This is a genomic window from Enterobacter asburiae (assembly GCF_024599655.1).
Lineage (GTDB): Bacteria > Pseudomonadota > Gammaproteobacteria > Enterobacterales > Enterobacteriaceae > Enterobacter > Enterobacter asburiae_D.
The window spans coordinates 1,480,069-1,495,830 of sequence record NZ_CP102247.1 but is presented as its reverse complement, the minus strand read 5'-3'; the positions used below and the strand labels follow the sequence as shown (position 1 = coordinate 1,495,830).

At 49.3% G+C, this 15,762-nt stretch carries 11 protein-coding genes, 1 tRNA gene and 3 pseudogenes; 10 read left to right on the top strand and 5 right to left on the bottom strand.

Annotation, left to right across the window (positions count from 1 at the left end; all coding sequences use genetic code 11):
• Window positions 1–31 precede the first annotated feature (31 nt).
• The 3 genes from fadJ to NQ230_RS07120 all read right to left on the bottom strand — a co-directional run bounded on the left by fadJ (window position 32) and on the right by NQ230_RS07120 (window position 4,051).
• On the bottom strand, window positions 32–2,179 hold the full coding sequence (fadJ, locus tag NQ230_RS07130) for a fatty acid oxidation complex subunit alpha FadJ (protein WP_257260594.1): 2,148 nt from the start codon (window positions 2,177–2,179) through the stop codon (window positions 32–34).
• A complete protein-coding gene (gene fadI / locus NQ230_RS07125) occupies window positions 2,179–3,489 on the bottom strand; it encodes an acetyl-CoA C-acyltransferase FadI (RefSeq protein WP_257260593.1) in 1,311 nt (436 codons plus the stop codon). Before fadI ends, fadJ begins: the two co-directional genes overlap by 1 nt.
• A 277-nt stretch (window positions 3,490–3,766) precedes the next feature.
• On the bottom strand, window positions 3,767–4,051 hold the full coding sequence (locus NQ230_RS07120) for a YfcZ/YiiS family protein (protein ID WP_045330955.1): 285 nt from the start codon (window positions 4,049–4,051) through the stop codon (window positions 3,767–3,769).
• A gap of 372 nt (window positions 4,052–4,423) precedes the next feature.
• On the opposite strand from NQ230_RS07120, the gene fadL reads away from it, so the two are divergent.
• Window positions 4,424–5,704 carry a long-chain fatty acid transporter FadL gene (fadL, locus tag NQ230_RS07115; RefSeq protein WP_121425237.1) on the top strand — a complete coding sequence of 427 codons (1,281 nt, stop codon included), beginning with the start codon at window positions 4,424–4,426 and terminating at the stop codon, window positions 5,702–5,704.
• A 44-nt stretch (window positions 5,705–5,748) separates the two neighbouring features.
• Here fadL and mlaA read toward each other — a convergent pair whose 3' ends face one another.
• On the bottom strand, window positions 5,749–6,501 hold the full coding sequence (gene mlaA / locus NQ230_RS07110) for a phospholipid-binding lipoprotein MlaA (RefSeq protein ID WP_121425236.1): 753 nt from the start codon (window positions 6,499–6,501) through the stop codon (window positions 5,749–5,751).
• Between the two features lie 315 nt (window positions 6,502–6,816).
• Between mlaA and NQ230_RS07105 the strand changes: the two genes are divergently transcribed.
• The 3 genes from NQ230_RS07105 (at window position 6,817) to NQ230_RS07095 (ending at window position 9,264) form a co-directional block, all read left to right on the top strand.
• Window positions 6,817–7,746: a formate/nitrite transporter family protein gene (locus NQ230_RS07105; protein ID WP_121425235.1), complete on the top strand. Its 930-nt coding sequence runs from the start codon at window positions 6,817–6,819 to the stop codon at window positions 7,744–7,746.
• 75 nt (window positions 7,747–7,821) lie between these two features.
• Window positions 7,822–7,896, top strand: a tRNA-Arg gene (locus tag NQ230_RS07100).
• 177 nt (window positions 7,897–8,073) lie between these two features.
• On the top strand, window positions 8,074–9,264 hold the full coding sequence (locus NQ230_RS07095; RefSeq protein WP_257260592.1) for a tyrosine-type recombinase/integrase: 1,191 nt from the start codon (window positions 8,074–8,076) through the stop codon (window positions 9,262–9,264).
• Window positions 9,265–9,307: 43 nt separating this feature from the next.
• On the opposite strand, the gene NQ230_RS07090 is transcribed toward NQ230_RS07095, so the two are convergent.
• Window positions 9,308–9,490 (bottom strand): hypothetical protein, encoded by a 183-nt coding sequence (locus NQ230_RS07090; protein ID WP_257261325.1) that lies wholly within the window; start codon window positions 9,488–9,490, stop codon window positions 9,308–9,310.
• A gap of 383 nt (window positions 9,491–9,873) precedes the next feature.
• Between NQ230_RS07090 and NQ230_RS07085 the strand changes: the two genes are divergently transcribed.
• The 6 genes and pseudogenes from NQ230_RS07085 to NQ230_RS07060 all read left to right on the top strand — a co-directional run.
• Window positions 9,874–11,097, top strand: coding sequence for an ABC-three component system protein (locus NQ230_RS07085; RefSeq protein WP_257260591.1), 1,224 nt, complete (start codon window positions 9,874–9,876; stop codon window positions 11,095–11,097).
• On the top strand, window positions 11,094–11,582 hold the full coding sequence (locus NQ230_RS07080; protein WP_257260590.1) for a three component ABC system middle component: 489 nt from the start codon (window positions 11,094–11,096) through the stop codon (window positions 11,580–11,582). The genes NQ230_RS07085 and NQ230_RS07080 overlap by 4 nt, the downstream gene beginning before the upstream one ends.
• Window positions 11,579–13,540 carry a DUF3732 domain-containing protein gene (locus NQ230_RS07075; protein WP_257260589.1) on the top strand — a complete coding sequence of 654 codons (1,962 nt, stop codon included), beginning with the start codon at window positions 11,579–11,581 and terminating at the stop codon, window positions 13,538–13,540. Before NQ230_RS07080 ends, NQ230_RS07075 begins: the two co-directional genes overlap by 4 nt.
• 305 nt (window positions 13,541–13,845) lie before the next feature.
• Window positions 13,846–14,330: pseudogene (locus NQ230_RS07070) on the top strand (tyrosine-type recombinase/integrase); the annotation flags it as partial.
• Window positions 14,331–15,008: 678 nt separating this feature from the next.
• Window positions 15,009–15,204: pseudogene (tnpB, locus tag NQ230_RS07065) on the top strand (IS66 family insertion sequence element accessory protein TnpB); the annotation flags it as partial.
• A pseudogene (locus NQ230_RS07060) lies at window positions 15,203–15,757 on the top strand (IS66 family transposase); the annotation flags it as partial. The pseudogenes tnpB and NQ230_RS07060, both read left to right, overlap by 2 nt.
• Window positions 15,758–15,762 lie beyond the last annotated feature (5 nt).

The following is a 15,762-nucleotide window of genomic DNA, read 5'->3' as shown; positions in this document are numbered from 1 at the left end:
CATTCACTTCAGGATTTACCCTTCTTTGACCTCAGCTTACGAGGACAGTTTCCCTTGCAGACCAAAATGTCTGGCCGCGTTCCGCCATCTGCAATAATTCGTCACAGGGTGTAAACCGTGGACCATATTGCGAAGCCAGACGTTGCAGGATAGCAACCACTTCACCCGCGCCGAGCGTATCCATGTAACGGAACGGGCCGCCCAGGAACGGCGGGAAGCCAATGCCAAATACCGCGCCGATGTCACCATCGCGTGCGCTCTTGATCACCTGTTCACCAAAGCAGCGCGCCGCTTCATTGAGCATCATCATCACGCAGCGCTCAGCGCACTGAACGGCGGACAGTTTTCCCTGACCGGTGGTCGAAATAAGCCCATAAACCGAAGGGTCGACCTGTTTCTTGCTTTTACGCCCTTTCGCGCCGTAAAGATAGAAACCGCGTTCATTTTTTCTGCCTTTGCGATCGTCCTTCAAAATCGCAGAAACAATGTTTGCAGGTGGGCTAAAACGATCGCCATAGGCGGCTTCCAGCACTGGTATAATTTTAGTGCCGGTATCTATTCCCACCTCATCCAAAAGTTGGATTGGGCCAACGGGGAAACCAAACTTTACCAGCGCCTCATCGACGTGTTCGATTTTCTCGCCTTCCGTCAGCAACCGCATTGCTTCATTAATGTAGGGAGCCAGAATGCGGTTAACGTAGAAGCCTGCTTTATCTGCTACCACGATCGGCGTTTTCCCCTGCTTCTTCGCAAGCTTGACTACCGTGGCGATGGTTTGCGGACTGGTGGTCGCATGCGGAATCACCTCCACCAGCGGCATTTTTTCGACCGGGCTAAAGAAATGCAGTCCAATCACCTGCTCCGGACGCTCGGCTTTCGCCGCGATATCGCCAATGGGTAATGACGACGTATTGGACGCAAAAATGGTATGTGGGGCGCAATGTTGCTCAACGTCTGCCACCATCTGCTGCTTAAGCGCCAGATCCTCAAACACGGCTTCAATCACCAGATCGCGGTGCGCAAAACCGCTGTAATCCGTGGTACCGGAAATCATCGCCAGGGTTTTATCACGCTCGCTTGCCTTGATATGGCGGCGTTTGACCTTTTGATCAAGGTTCTGCCAGCTGTACTGCAGCGCGTGGTTGATCCCCTTAGGATTAATGTCTTTGATTCGTACAGGCAATTTGCCTTTGCTGGCGGTAACAAAAGAAATACCGCCGCCCATGAGCCCCCCGCCCAGTACGCCAATGGCACGCAGCGGCGCAGGCTCAGCCTCGCTGCCAGGATCTTTTTTCACGTCCGTGCTGGCGAAGAAGATGCTGCGCAGCGCCTGTGACTGCGGCGTCATCGCCAGCTCGCCAAAGGCTTTAGCTTCAGCGGCATAGCCGCTGCTGCTGCCCTGCGACAGACCGGTTTCGATCACTTCCAGGATTCGCTTTGCCGCCGGGTAATTGCCTTTGGTTTTTTGTTCGGTCTTTTTGCCCACCATGTTGAACAGGAGCGTTCTCCCCAGCGGGCCGGCCAGCACGCGCTCACGTACCGGCAGAGGCCGTCTTGCCTGACGCCCTTTCAGCGCAAGCTCAACGGCGGCCTCCAGCAAAATGGACTGCGGCACGACGTCATCGACCAGACCGGACTTCAGCGCCTGGCGGGCGCGCAGCTGTTTACCGGTTAAGATCATCTCCAGCGCCGTGCTGACGCCCACCAGGCGCGGCAGTCTTTGCGTTCCGCCGGAGCCTGGCAGCAGGCCCAGCTGCACTTCCGGCAGACCCAGAATGGTTTTCGCATCGTCAGTACAAATCCGGCTGTGACAGGCCAGCGCCAGCTCTAGCCCGCCGCCCAGACAGGCGCCGTGGATCGCGGCAATAACCGGGATCGGCAGGCCGCTGATCTCCGCCATCACCTGCTGGCCCTGACGCGCCAGCTCTTCGGCTTCCAGAGCGCTTTGCGCCCGGGTGATCATATTGATATCGGCCCCGGCGATAAAGTTATCCGGCTTGGCAGAGATAAACACCAGACCACGAATGGCTTTATTGTCGCGGATCTGCTTTAGCATCGCGCGCACCTGAACACCAAATTCGGCCTTCAGGGTATTCATCTTTTCATCAGGCACATCAATAGTGATAACGGCCACGTTATCGAGGCGAACTGTCAGATTAAATGCAGATGGCATATCCATTATTCAGCCTCCAGAACCATTGCTGCGCCAAGGCCACCCGCCGCGCAGGCGGTAACAAGGCCAAACCCGCCGCCACGGCGACGGAGTTCATGTAATGTTTGCGTGATCATCCTTGCCCCTGTGGCGGCAAACGGATGACCATAGGCGATAGAGCCGCCCAGCACGTTGAATTTACTCTGATCCACTTCGCCTGGGGCGTGGGCGCGGCCCAGCACATCGCGCGCGAAACGCTCGCTTGCCAGCAGCTGAACGTTTGCCAGGGTTTGCGCGGCAAACGCTTCGTGCATATCAATCAGGGTTAAATCAGCCAGCGTTAGCCCCGCGCGCTCCAGCGCCAGCGGCGTGGACCACGCCGGACCTAACAGCATGTCCTGCCAGACATCAATGGCGGTGAAGGCATAGCTGCGTAAATACCCTAGCGGGGTGATGCCCAGCTCCTTAGCGCGGGATTCAGTCATCAGGATCACGGCGGCGGCGCCATCCGTCAGCGGCGTACTGTTCGCCGCCGTCACCGTGCCGTGCTTGCGGTCAAACGCCGGGCGCAGCTTTGCGTAATCCGCCAGCGTCGAGGTACCGCGAATATTGTTATCTTCCGCGAGCGGTTCACGATAAGGCGGGATATAAGCCGTCATCACCTCGTCGCTCAGCTTGCCTTCCGACCAGGCTTTTGCCGCAAGCTGATGTGAACGATGCGCCAGGGCATCCTGCTGTTCACGGGTAATGCCATACGTTTTAGCCATCTGCTCGGCGGTATCGCCCATGCGCAGGCCGGTGGAGTATTCCGCGACGGCAGGTGGTACAGGCATGAGGTCTCGCAGGCGTAAACGCGAGAAGAGTTTGAGTTTCTGACCCGTCGTGCGGGCTTTATTGGCATCTACCAGGATGCGCGCCAGCTTTTTACTGACCCCAATTGGCAGCACCGAAGAGGAGTCCGCCCCCCCCGCAATCCCGGCGCGAATAGTGCCCGCCATCAGGCTTTCAGCGACGTTAGCCACGGCCTGGAAACTGGTTGCGCAGGCTCGGCTGACGCTATAGGCATCGGTATGCACGTTCATCCCGGTACCGAGGACGATTTCCCGCGCAATGTTGGGGGCTTCAGGCATCTGCACGACCTGACCGAATACCAGCTGTTCAATGACCTCAGGCGGAATTTCGCTGCGAGCCAGCATCTCCCCCACTACCATTTTCCCCAGGTCGACGGCCGGTATGCCATGAAACGCCGTTGCCTGACGCGCAAATGGCGTGCGCAATCCACTGACTATGGCAATGCGATCGCCCTGACGGGTAATAAGCGGTAATGCCTGACTCATAACACTCCCCTGTAAAAAATTTTCTCAAACATAAAGTGGTCTGACCTGATAATAGTCTTAACCATTTTTTTACATTCAGCCAATCGGGGAAACGAAAAAGTGCGAGCTAAGGCACAGAGAAGAAAAAGAAAATGCCCCTGCATGGCAGAGGCATTTGTGCGGTTTGTTGCCGGGTGCGCAAGGTAAAAGCAAAACGGTAACCCGTAGGTTACCGTTTTTAATGTTTGCACCCTCTCCCGTGGGAGAGGGTCGGGGTGAGGGCACCAGACCGCAGGGATTAACGCAGGCCCAGCTGGAAAATCAGCGTTTCTGCTTCGCAGGCGAAGACAAAGTCGATGTCCAGCTTCACGCCGCCTTCCACTTCGGTAAAGGTAGACTTGATTTCACACGGATCGGATTCAACATCACGCGCACGCTTGCTCAGTGCGGTCAGGGTCTCTTCCGCTTCGGCACGGTTGCTGAATACGCGGCTGTAAGAGGCGGTGCAATCGGTGTTGTCCATGATGGTCCCAACATCCATACAGCAGCAAACCGGGGTTTCATCAGCACTGCATTTACTCATAGCTCAATTTCCTCTGTATTCGCGCAGCGCGCGAGATAAACACGATGCTGCTATTTTACGCCCCGGCGCGGGCTCTCTCCAGCCGTTAATGGCGCAAAATCGGATAAGTGACCAATATCACACTAAAAAATGATCTAAAACAAAAACCACCCTTTTGGGTGAGTCGCGATGGTCACAATTTTGCCAACCAGATCTCGTTTCACGAAACATGTTTGAAAATATTAATAAACAAACTTGCAACATTCCGGCTGGTCAGACCTATACTCTGGCCACTGGTCTGATTTGTCTGTCATACCTCAGACCCTACACTTCGCGCTCCTGTTACGGTATGTAACAATTATTGAATAAAAATAACTCAATGAGGTTATGGTCATGAGCCAGAAAACCCTGTTCAACAAGACTGCGCTGGCAGTCGCAGTGGCACTCGTCTCCACTTCCGCCTGGTCAGCGGGCTTTCAGTTAAACGAATTTTCTTCCTCTGGCCTTGGCCGTGCGTATTCCGGGGAAGGCGCTATTGCTGATGATGCAGGTAACGCGAGTCGTAACCCTGCATTGATCATGATGTTTGATCGTCCGACTTTCTCTGCTGGTGCGGTGTATATCGATCCTGATGTCAATATTTCCGGCAAGTCGCCTTCAGGTGCGAGCCTTAAAGCGGACAATATTGCCCCAACAGCATGGATCCCGAACCTGCACTTCGTTGCACCTATCAACGAACAGTTTGGCTGGGGTGCATCCGTAACGTCTAACTACGGTCTTGCTACCGAGTTCAATAACAACTATCCGGCAGGTGAATACGGCGGTAAAACAGACCTTACTACGCTGAACCTTAACCTGAGCGGTGCGTATCGCCTGAACGATAGCTGGAGTTTTGGTCTGGGCTTTGATGCCGTCTATGCTGATGCCAAAATCGAACGTTATGCCGGGGAACAGACTGCTCGCCTGCCTAAAAACAGCAATAAAATTGCCAGCCTTAAAGGTGATGAGTGGGGCTATGGCTGGAACGCCGGCATCCTGTACGAGTTGGATAAAAACAACCGCTGGGGCCTGACCTATCGTTCTGAAGTCAAAATTGACTTCGACGGCGATTACAAGAGCGGCATCCTGACGCCTGTGAACAATCTGGTTCCAGGTGCGGGCACCACCATTCCTTGGGGAACATCAAACCAGACCGTTCCAGGTTCACTGTCACTGCATTTGCCAGAAATGTGGGAAGTCTCCGGTTACAACCGCGTTGCACCACAATGGGCCATTCACTACAGCCTGGCCTATACCAGCTGGAGCCAGTTCCAGGAGCTGAAAGCGACCGGAACCAATGGTCAAACGCTGTTCTATAAGGACGAAAGCTTCCACGACGCCTATCGTATTGCGTTGGGTACTACCTACTACTACGATAAAAACTGGACTTTCCGTTCCGGTATCGCATTTGACGACAGCCCGGTTCCGGCAGACAAACGTTCCATTTCCATTCCGGATCAGGACCGTTTCTGGTTGAGTGCTGGCGCGACCTATGCGCTCAACGAAAATGCCTCCATCGACGCGGGCGTATCTTATATGCACGGTCAGAAAGTGACGTTCAAAGAAGGTCCGTACGAGTTTACCTCTGAAGGTAAAGCCTGGCTGTTCGGTACGAACTTCAACTACGCGTTCTAATTGCGCTGAAATCAAAAAAGGTGAGCATTGCTCACCTTTTTTATTTATTCCGAATCGATGTCTTTTAGTTCGTTTTCGATCGCCTTCGCGTTTGGATTCTCTTCCGGCTTCAGCTTACCGCCGTTGGCAATAAAGTCATGATTCTGGAAGTACGCTTCACGTACCATAATGTACGGGTCAGAAGACTGGCGCAGCAGACCATCAGAGTCGAGCAGTTGTGCGCGGGTTTCAATCCCTTCCACCGTCCATTTACCCACCGACAGCGGCCAGGTCAGCCATGACAAGACCGGATACAGCGTATCCGCCATATCGCCGCCATCATCACGGAGGGTGAAACTGCCGTAGAACGGTAAATGCATGTACGGACCATACCCGACGCCGTAATGTCCCATCGTGCTGCCGAAGCGGTGCGGCTGTTCACGCTGCAGTTTCGGGTTAGCCATACCTGCAACATCAATAAAGCCCCCCATCCCCAGAATGGAGTTCAGGAAGAAGCGGGTAAAGTGGACCATCCCCTGATACGGGTTGCCCTGCAGGAAGTAGTTCACCATTACCGCAGGTTCTTCGAGGTTGCTGGTAAAGTTGCTTAACCCGTTACGCGCTGGTTGTGGAACATAATCGCGCCATGCTACTGCCACCGGACGAACCACATACGGGTCCAGTACGTTGTAGTTGAAGCTATACATTGAGCGGTTAAATCCTTCGAGAGGATCGGAGCGTCCCGTTTGCTCACCGGAGCTGGCGCAGCCCACAAGCATCGTCGCGCCAAGCGCAAGCGCCGACAGCCGAAGTTTCATAAATATCTCCCTGTTCAGTATGGCTATCGTTGATTGCCATCCGTAACGGAGCCGTTGACGCTCCGTCTGTAAACGTGCAAGCGATTGTAACAGCACGTTTACCGATGTCTATGAGCACAATTACGGGCAGTAACCACCGTGACTCTGATCTCAGCATAGCCTGGCTTTTGGAATTCGTTTCGCTGGCAATTTTATAATGACTTTGAAAGAGATGTATCACCTTTGTTGTCATTGCCGCCAATTTAAGAGCATCCCCACAGGCATCCCGATAAAAGCCGCTACGCTTAACAGAAAGATCAACCTCCGGGAGCAAATATGAAAGACGTGGGCGAAGAAAAAATTGGCGAGAACACTGAGGAACTTGAAATTGAAAGCGAGGAGAAAGCGCGCGGCGAGAAGATAGAAATTGATGAAGATCGCCTCCCCTCCCGCGCGATGGCCATCCACGAGCATATCCGCCAGGATGGCGAAAAGGAGATGGAGCGCGACGCCATGGCCCTCTTCTGGTCAGCCATTGCTGCCGGGCTCTCAATGGGCGCGTCACTGCTCGCAAAAGGGATATTTCATGTGCAGCTGGAAGGCGTACCCGGCGGATTTTTACTGGAGAACCTCGGCTATACCTTCGGCTTTATTATTGTCATCATGGCCCGCCAGCAGCTGTTTACCGAAAACACGGTGACCGCGGTTCTGCCGGTAATGCAAAACCCCACCCTCGGTAATTTCGGTTTATTGATGCGGCTTTGGAGCGTGGTCCTGCTGGGTAATATCATCGGCACGGGCATCGCGGCATGGGCGTTTGAATATATGCCGATCTTTGATGAACCCACCCGGGATGCGTTTGTGAAAATTGGCATGGATGTGATGAAAAACACCCCGGTCGAGATGTTCTCAAATGCCATCATCTCCGGCTGGATTATCGCCACGATGGTCTGGATGTTTCCTTCAGCGGGGAGCGCCAAAATTGTGGTGATCATACTCATGACGTGGCTGATTGCGCTGGCGGACACCACGCATATTGTGGTCGGCACCGTGGAAATCCTCTATCTGGTCTTTAACGGTACGCTTCACTGGAGCGATTTTTTCTGGCCGTTCGCCCTTCCGACGCTGGCGGGAAACATCTGCGGCGGAACGTTTATCTTCGCGCTGTTAAGCCATGCCCAAATCCGTAACGACATGTCGAACAAACGCAAAGCTGAGCTTAAGGCACGGGAAAATGATGATAAATCGACAAAAAAATCGACCTGAATGGTGACTCTTTGAGCAGTCAGGCGGCAATGCGCTTAACCCAAAGTGTAAATAGAGCTATACTCGTGCCGCCTCGTCCCCTTAGTTAAATGGATATAACGAGCCCCTCCTAAGGGCTAGTTGCAGGTTCGATTCCTGCAGGGGACACCATACACACATCTTCTGACATCTACCAAATTCAATAAAACCCTCTTATAATCAGATATAAACCCTCTACTCTGGCTATGCGACGTCAACTGATGTCTACCCATTTCAACGTGAATCAATAAACACGTGGGGGCCTTAGTGGGGGCTTATTCTGTTCAATGAAAAATGAGGCCCCCAAAAATGACCTTAAATGCGCGTCAGGTCGAGACTGCAAAGCCCAGAGACAAAGCCTATAAGCTCTCTGATGGCGGAGGGCTCTATCTCATGGTCAATACTAACGGTTCAAAGTACTGGCGCATGAAATATCGATTTGCCGGGAAAGAGAAAAAGCTCTCATTCGGAACCTACCCGGACATCTCACTTGCGGAAGCTCGCACTAAAAGAGATGAAGCAAGAAAGGTATTGGCGAATGATAAGGATCCGGGAGAGGTCAAAAAAGCCACGCAATTAGCTAAAAAACTCTTGGTTACCAACACATTTGAAGCAATAGCGCTCGAATGGTACAGTGCAAAAGTTTCTGGTTGGTCAAAAAGTTATGCTGATTACGTCAAACGAGCTTTTAAAAATAATGTCTTCCCCTATCTAGGCTCTCAGCCAGTTAATGACATAAAACCACTGGAGCTTTTGTCCGTATTACAACGAATGGAAAAGCGGGGAGCGCATGAGCTTGCAAGCAAAGTACGCCAGCGTTGTAGTGAGGTTTTTCGCTACGCGATTGTTACAGGTCGTGCCGAATACAACCCTGCTGCTGATCTTGGTAGCGCTTTGCAAGGCCATGAGAAAAAGCACTATCCCTTCCTTACCGCCGCTGAGCTGCCTGAGTTTTTGCAAAAGTTATCAAGCTACTCTGGAAGTCTTATTACTCTTCTCGCAACCCGTTTGCTCATGCTGACAGGCTTGAGAACAGTAGAGTTACGTCTGGCTGAATGGAGTGAAATTGACTTCGATAATTGTATCTGGGAAATTCCCAAAAATAGAATGAAAATGAAACGTCCTCATGTAATCCCGTTATCTGCTCAATCCTTGAGCGCTCTTCGTCAACTGCAAGAAATAACAGGAACCTACCAGCTTATTTTTGCAGGACGAAACGATGTTAACAAAGCGATGAGTGAAGCTAGCGTTAATATGGTTATTAAAAGGATTGGCTATGATAAGAGAGCGACTGGACATGGTTTTCGCCATACCATGAGCACCATTCTGCATGAACAGGGCTTTAATACAGCCTGGATCGAGATGCAGCTCGCTCACGTGGATAAAAATAGCATTCGCGGCACATATAACCATGCACAGTATCTAGATGGAAGACGAGAAATGATGCAGTGGTACGCTGATTATATTGACAAGCTTCTCAGTTCATCGACAAAAAGTTAGTGGTTGTTCACCCGCACCTGAAGGTGCGGGGAACGTAATTCTTTTATTTTTTGTTTGTTCTATAACCTTCTGGCATATTTACCGCGCTGCATGAACTCCAGCGTGAAGCGATCCTGTACTGCTTTCTCTGACGGAGCAAGTTCAGGTAAGCAAGACATTCGGTTAGATTACGCCGTATTGTTTTTTCGCAAACGTTAAATTCTTCAGCAAGGCTCCTGACGGTCAGAGACTCGCCACTGTTGAGGAGGATTGACCTGATCCCCGTTGATTAATACACCGCTGTGTTAGTAATGTCTTCATCAGCAACGTAAGGGGTCCCCCATGAAGAAGAGTTTTTACAACGAAAACCTTCACATGACCGAACGCCGTTTTCCATTCAGGTTACAAAGTGCCTCATTAGCGCGATAAACATTGGCACGGAAGGCTATTCACTTCACATTTAGCATCCTTAAGCACTTACTTTTTCTATTCACGCAGGAAACACAGTGGTATTGTTTTAAGCTAATATCGATGATGTGATACGTACCGCCAAACATTGGATGGTAGCTTGTTGCTTTCATGAGTCATTTTTCCGTACAGCTGAAAGCGCAATCGACGCAGGGACTAAAAATGACCAGAGTATTTAGCGATCAATACGCTGCTGGTGAACAGGGCTTAGGGTATATCTATCAGCCTCGTTTTGCGCTACTTAAGCTTCTACAGTGGCCAGAAGATACATCTGTTTTGATCGAAAAAGATGATGACCTAGACTTCGTTAGTTTTGATGGTGTCAAAACACTGGCATCGCTCAAACACAAAGGGGATGGAGATACTCTAACCGACCTGTCTACCGATTTCTGGAAGTCAGTCCGCATCTGGCTTGACCGCTATAATCGTGATGGTAAAACAGAAGCAAATCTTCGTTTCTTTCTGTTTACGACCGGATCTATCTCAAACTCCTCATTCCTGCAACACTTCTTAGTCGAACCGCCAACAAAAAACGATAATTCAGTATCAATAACTCAACTCACCAACACAGCTCTAGCTAGAAGCAAGTCAAAACTGATCACGGCAATAGCCGATGAGTTCAATAAACTGACTGATGAGCAAAAAGATGACTTCTTATCACGTATAATCATATTTGATGGCGGGCCTCGCATTGAAGACCTCCCAGCAATTATCAAAAATCAGCACATGCGTATCATTAGACGTGATAACCGAGACGCTATTTTTGAACGACTTGAAGGCTGGTGGAATAACACCATAGTCGATCTGCTAACAGGGAAACGTAAAGAGGCGATTTTTGGTTATGAGATTTCAGACAAACTTGCAGCATTTTCTGAAGAGTACAAATCGGACAATCTGCCGATTACTTTCAGAGGAAAAATGCCCGTTGGAGAAATCGATGCGATGAATGATCCCAGGCTCTTTGTTGTGCAACTCCGTGAAATAGGGGTTTCCTCTAATCGAATCCGAAACGCGATTCTCGACTACTACAGAGCATTTGAGCAGCGTTCTTCATGGGCACGTGAAAACCTTTTGGTAACAGGAGAGATGGAAGATTATGAAGACCGCCTTGTTGATGAATGGAGTCGATATAAAGATGTCGTTTTTGAAGAATTAGATGAAAATTCAGCTGAAGAAGTACTTATTACTGCGGGAAAAGCATTGTATAAATGGGCCGATCTTGAAAGTGGTAATATTCACTCATTGCGTATCAGAGAACGAGTGACTGAGCCTTATGTAGTTCGAGGAGGATTTCACATCCTTGCGAACAGTAGACCACTACCCAAAATTTTCTGGCATCCCCAATTCCTAAATAGAGTTGGTCAATTGTTGGGAGCCCAAGCATGAAGCAATGGGATCAGCGTCCATTCGAGATAAGAAATCTTTTCAATCCAGCATTTTGTGGTGTTGTACTATTTAGAGCAATGCAGAGCTACGAAGAGGAAAACTCACAGGGCATGCCATTTTCTCTGACTCTTTTAGTTTTACCATTATGTCTGCAAAAAGATTCTCGCCAAGTGTTTGCTGAAAATCCTCGCCGCTACCTTTTGAAAACTATAGAAAACAATCCCGAATTACTCATTAATTTTGCTAACCGCGTCAATAATATGCTGCCATTTACGCTAGAAGCTTTTGGAGTGCTCATGGAACGAGGATGTTTTGTTGTAACGCAAGACGGCCGATTGAAAACAGTACCTAATAAAGTTCGCAAATCGGTCATAGGGACTGAAGAATCTATCTCATGCCAGCGTGTCGCGCGCTATATAGGAAAAGAATTTGCCCGTATTGCAGATCGCGTTACGGTGTACACGACCTTTGGAATACGCCCATGAAAATTAAGTCGATTCATGTCTACAGCCATGATGGCCAACGTCGGGACCTGCAATTTAAGGTTAATGGTTTAAATGTCATTACTGGCCGTTCCTCAACCGGTAAATCAGCTCTTTCTGAGATCATTGAATACTGCATGGGTCGATCTACCTTTAACGTACCAGAAGGTATTATTCGTGATAAAGTGTCATGGTTCGCAGTCATTTATCAATTTTCACAGGAACAAGTACTGATCGCGAAACCAACACCAAATGCAGGAGCCACAAGCTGTGGCACCGTTATGCTGCGACGAGGAAATGAACTGACCGCACCAAATTTCAAAGACCTCTCGGTTAACACCGATGATGATTCAGTAGTCGCACTGTTGTCACGATTACTTGGCATCCGCGAGAACCGTACAGACGTGGCAATTGGGCACAGCAGAGAAAGCTTTGATGCAAACATCAAGCATACTTTTTATTACCTTTTCCAAAAGCAGGGCCTTGTAGCAAATAAAGATCAACTTTTTTATCGACAAAATGAGGCATTTCAGCCACAAGCTATTCGCGACACATTACCGATTCTTCTAGGCATTTCATCAAATGAACGCTATGAACTTGAGGCCAAACTCCGAACAGCGCAGCGAGATCTGAAAATCAACGCCAAACGTCTTGAACAAGCTCGCGATACAATCGATACATCACTGCTAAAAGGTTCTGGGCTTTTATCTGAAGCCAGAGCCGTAGGTATCATCACACAAGACAAAGACAGAATCGGAACTGACGAAGTAATTAATGTTTTGCGTTCTGCAATGCAGTGGATTCCGTCCCCCCTACCTGAAGACGATGGACATAGAATATCTATTCTTGAAAATGAAATTGCTGGTTTACGACAAGACAGACGTCAGATCCAGTCCCGAATTGATTCTGCTCGGATGTATGCCAAGCAATCAGGTAATTTTGAAAAAGAAATTTTAGAACAGCAAGACCGATTATCTTCTATCAAGGCTCTACCGAAAAATTCGGAAACTGGCGAATGGCAATGGCCTTTCTGTGAAGCAAATTTAGCACTGGAATCTCCAATTGCTGAAGCACTCCTGAGCGAACTAACAACTCTCGACGCTGAAATGAGCATTGTGGCTGGCCAACGCCCTAAAATGGATGCTTATCTTACTCAACTAGAAGATGAGGTTCAGACCATTGTAAGCTCGATAAGAGCCAAAGAAGTGGAGCTTGCTGCGGCAATCGCGGCAAACGAAGTTATTGAGCAATTAGGCACACGCAATAATGCTGCGGCAAGAGTAATTGGTCGTATAAGTTTGTTCCTTGAAGACCTTGTACCTAATTCTGAGCTGGCCACATATGAAGCAGAAAATCGTCGTCTTAAGCTCAAAGTCAAAGACCTACAAAGGAAAGTTGGAGCTGATAGCAGCCATGAAAGACTCATATCTATTCTGAATAACATTTCGTCACAGATTACGCGCTACATCATGGCTTTTGATGCAGAATTTCAGGGGCTCCCTGCACGGTTTGATCTAAGCCAAATGACTATTATCTTTGATCGTACAGATCGTCCGGTACCAATGAGTCGAACTGGAGGTGGCGAAAATCATCTCGCTTATCACCTGTCTGCATTGTTAGCCCTTCATCTCTTTGCCTCAAAGAACAATTGCCCCATCCCTCAGTTTCTTTTAATTGATCAGCCTACCCAAGTTTATTTCCCTTCTGAAAAAATATACCAGGAAGCTGATGGTACTGTTCAGAAAACGGAAGCTGATGCTGACTTAGCAGCAGTACGTAGACTGTTTGCATTACTGCTGAAGTTTACACAAGAAGAAGTCCCAGGCTTCCAGCTTATCGTGACAGAGCACGCAAATCTTCGCGACCAGTGGTTCCAGGATGCTTTAACCGAGCGCCCCTGGACAAAGCCCCCTGCCCTGGTACCAGAAGACTGGCCTTTACTGTCAGAAGTGCCAAATTAAGCACCAGTTTTGAAAATCCCCATGCCCTTGGTTCGGATTCGATTCCGGGGCACCAAATTCATATCAACGGACCTCCATGGAGGTCCGTTTTTGCATTCCAGGCCCGCTAAAATCAGCACCTCTGCAATCCATTGACTCCACTCAACTCAATGTACTTCAACCCGAATCACCCCCCTTTAGTTGATACAACTGAGGGTATAGTCGAATTCGATAAAATTTATACCCCTTTTACTATCAGGATATGCCGCCAATGGTGTTAACTGACACTAAAATACGTGTAAATAAGCCGGAGGACAACCTTATAAGTTCCCGTTAAAACAGCCGAAGTAAAGGAGATATATGAAGTCGCAGCGCGCCTTCAGCAGCGTATCACTACAATCATGCGCTATGCTGCGAATCAGTCATTATTAGCTATAACCCTGCCGTGGATATTGCTGGCGCTTTAACAACGGGGAAACGCCAGTACCGCCCTGCCCTCGCTTTAAATCATATTTCAGAGCTTCTTGAACGACTGGATACCTACAGAGGACATCCTCTCACCCGACTGGCAACTAAACGTACCCTGCTTATCTTCATCCGTTCCAGTGTAATACGCTTTGCCAGGTTGTATGAAATCGACTTCAGGAAATCCATGTGGACCATTCCCCCTAAGCGGAAACCTTTTGACGGGGTCAAGCATTACCATCGAGGCTCAAAAATCCATACAGAGCATCTGGTTCCAGTATCAACTCAGGCATTGGGTATTCTGCAGCAGTTCCACACCATTAACGGCGAAAAAGGACTGATTTTCTGAATGCCAGCAGTGATAAATCAGTTAGCCAATTTGACTTTGCATAACTTCAGTCTGGATGGTTTCCCGAACCAAAAGCGGTCAGAGCAGAGCAAGTCAGGTGTCTCAGGAAAGGAGGTACCTGACTGTGGGATTAGTTGTTTTTTTGCACTCGGATTACATTCTTATCTTGTCCAGAGAAATTATCTCTTCTCCCGCTGATTTATGAGAACGGTGAGTAGCTGACTCGGGTCAGGTAGTTCGTGTTGAGGTTATCAAAGGTGGTCATAAGAATGTTGAATTTTTTGAATTGTAATTTCAGCGCTTCGCTAATTCTATTGACCTCTTTGTGGATTTCGCACTCCTCAGCGAATCTACCAGGGCTAAGCATTGGCGATCTGGATGGTTTTATATATTGAGCTTCTGGCAATTTGTATTTCGAAGGATATTGAAGGTATTCGTCTGAGTATTGAAGCTTTGTCATTAGCTCGTGGAGCTTCCTGTAGTCTGGATTCACATCTTGCAGTTCGATACGTACCATGAAGTTAGGCATGTGATTTTTTTCTCTTGACTCGTGGATATTGGAGGATATCACCGAGCCTGAAGAGATAAAAAGAAAAGTAACGGAATGAAAGTATGCGCTTAAGTGAAAGTGCAAAGGTGAATCGCCACGGATAATCTTGATTAACACTTCTTACGATACATTCCGGGAGTAAAATCTGGCTAGTGGTATCACCGATATGAGAAATGGCTTCAACGGCCTAGCTGCAAAGGTACGGGCAGCATAGAAGGACGATCCGATGTCAGGTCATGTCTTCATCTTCCGGGGCGCAGCGGCTGCCAGGTCAAACTGCTGTGGTCTACTGGAGACGGGCTGTGCCTGCTGACCAAACGAACAGGAAGCGCTGAACCGTGCCATACTGGAAATACCTGCCGATCGTGAACGCGAAAGAGAACATCTATAGGCACAGATGGACAAGCTCCGTAGGATGAATTTCAGCAGTCGTTTCGAGAAAGTATTCCATCGTATCGCGCAGATGGAAGCTGACCCAAAGGTTACTCAGAAAGAAAGCGATACCCTTACAGATAGTGTTAACGACCCGGCCACGCAGCGCACGTTGCGCCAGACCCAAACCTGCAAACCGTTCCCGGAATCATTCGCCCGCGATGAAAAACGGCTGTTACCCATAGTACTCCGAAGCCTGGAGTATGGCGGCTTGCTGAGTAATCAGGATAAGGATGTCTCCGAACAGCTGGAACAGATGCGCATCGCCTTCCAGCTTATACTGACTGCACGTATAAGACACGCCTGTACTCAGTGCGATGCCATCGCGCAGGTCTTCTCGCCCCATCGAGCAGGCTATAGCAGGACCGGGGCTGCTGGCCCGCCTAATGAACTCTAAGTATGCAGAGTATGCCCACTGTATCGCCAGTCTGAAATATATGGCTGCTA

Excerpts from the sequence above, each read along its gene's own strand:
- fadJ (WP_257260594.1), bottom strand. The coding sequence starts at position 2,179 with ATGGATATGCCATCTGCATTTAATCTGACAGTTCGCCTCGATAACGTG.
- fadI (WP_257260593.1), bottom strand. The coding sequence starts at position 3,489 with ATGAGTCAGGCATTACCGCTTATTACCCGTCAGGGCGATCGCATTGCC.
- NQ230_RS07120 (WP_045330955.1), bottom strand. The coding sequence starts at position 4,051 with ATGAGTAAATGCAGTGCTGATGAAACCCCGGTTTGCTGCTGTATGGAT.
- fadL (WP_121425237.1), top strand. The coding sequence starts at position 4,424 with ATGAGCCAGAAAACCCTGTTCAACAAGACTGCGCTGGCAGTCGCAGTG.
- mlaA (WP_121425236.1), bottom strand. The coding sequence starts at position 6,501 with ATGAAACTTCGGCTGTCGGCGCTTGCGCTTGGCGCGACGATGCTTGTG.
- NQ230_RS07105 (WP_121425235.1), top strand. The coding sequence starts at position 6,817 with ATGAAAGACGTGGGCGAAGAAAAAATTGGCGAGAACACTGAGGAACTT.
- NQ230_RS07095 (WP_257260592.1), top strand. The coding sequence starts at position 8,074 with ATGACCTTAAATGCGCGTCAGGTCGAGACTGCAAAGCCCAGAGACAAA.
- NQ230_RS07085 (WP_257260591.1), top strand. The coding sequence starts at position 9,874 with ATGACCAGAGTATTTAGCGATCAATACGCTGCTGGTGAACAGGGCTTA.
- NQ230_RS07080 (WP_257260590.1), top strand. The coding sequence starts at position 11,094 with ATGAAGCAATGGGATCAGCGTCCATTCGAGATAAGAAATCTTTTCAAT.
- NQ230_RS07075 (WP_257260589.1), top strand. The coding sequence starts at position 11,579 with ATGAAAATTAAGTCGATTCATGTCTACAGCCATGATGGCCAACGTCGG.